This window comes from Mycobacterium sp. PSTR-4-N, assembly GCF_022348085.1.
GTDB lineage: Bacteria > Actinomycetota > Actinomycetes > Mycobacteriales > Mycobacteriaceae > Mycobacterium.
In genome coordinates, this window is the sequence record NZ_JAKRFN010000063.1 from 1 (window position 1) to 1,248 (window position 1,248).

Consider the following 1,248-nt stretch of genomic DNA (forward strand, 5'->3'; position numbering starts at 1 on the left):
CTCAGCCGGACTCAGACCCGCCCGGACATGCTCCCAGAACGTCGGCATCCGCGACCACAACGGGACTCGACCCATCGCAACACTCCTCAATCACACGGGGTGTTGCATCGATCGCTTGAATCCGCCCCGCGGCGGGCGGATGAGGATCCACTCTCGGCGCGACAGGCTGTGGATAACCGGGCTCTGAGCCTCAGTTCTGTCGGCGGCCGCGCACACGCTGGCCGGCATGACCGAGATCGACTGGCCGTTCATCGCATCGGAGGCCATGGCCGCGGGTGAGTTGACCCTGCGTCAACTCCGCCGTCACCACGAGGCGGTGTATCCCGGCGTGTGGATTCCGCGGGGCGCCGAGCTCGACGCCGTCGTCCGCGCCCGCGCCGCGTGGCTGTGGTCGGGGCGCCGTGGCGTGATGGCGGAGACGTCGGCGGCCGCGGTGCTGGGCGCCAAGTGGGTGGAGGGCGACCGACCGGCGGTGGTGGTGCATGACAACCGCAGACCGCCCGCCGGGATCGTCGTGCACACCGACACGCTCGACGCGACGGAGATCACCCAGGTGCACGGGCTTCCTGTCACGACGCCGGCGCGAACCGCTTTCGACCTGGGGAGGCGGTTGCCGCACACCGAGGCCGTCCAGCGGATCGATGCGCTGATGAACGCCGTCGACGTCAAGCCCGCCGACGTCATGGACGTCGCGCGTCTGCACCCCGGCGCGCGCGGGCAACGTCGGCTGCGCCGGGTGCTGCCGCTGGTCGACGCCGGCGCGGAATCGCCGTACGAGACGCTGACGCGACTGACCCTGCTGCGCAACGGGTTTCCAACGCTCGAGACGCAGATCGAGGTGCGTGACGTCTACGGCCGGGTGTTCGCGCGGTTGGACATGGGCTGGGATGAATGGCATGTCGCCGTCGAGTACGACGGAGTTCAGCACTGGACCGACGCGGGGCAGCGGGCATGGGACATCGAGCGGTGGGCCGCACTCGAGGCCGCCGAGTGGTCGGTGATCCGCGTCAGCTCGGTGATGCTGCGCCGCCCTGCCGTCTTCCTCGACCGTGTCCGGGCCGCATTGCGGACGCGCGGCTGCTTAGCGATGTCGTGAGTGTGGATCCCCATACGCCCTCCTGCGGGCGGATTCAAGCGATCGATGCAACACCCCGTGTGATTGAGGAGTGTTGCGATGGGTCGAGTCCCGTTGTGGTCGCGGATGCCGACGTTCTGGGAGCATGTCCGGGCGGGTCTGAGTCCGGCTGA

General features: G+C 69.1%; 1 protein-coding gene. It reads left to right on the top strand.

All coding sequences use genetic code 11. The features are described 5' to 3' along the window. Positions 1–226 precede the first annotated feature (226 nt). Positions 227–1,096, top strand: coding sequence for a type IV toxin-antitoxin system AbiEi family antitoxin (locus MHN84_RS29630; RefSeq protein WP_241207998.1), 870 nt, complete (start codon positions 227–229; stop codon positions 1,094–1,096). Positions 1,097–1,248 lie beyond the last annotated feature (152 nt).

Coding starts and splice junctions, on each gene's coding strand:
- MHN84_RS29630 (WP_241207998.1), top strand. CDS start 227: ATGACCGAGATCGACTGGCCGTTCATCGCATCGGAGGCCATGGCCGCG.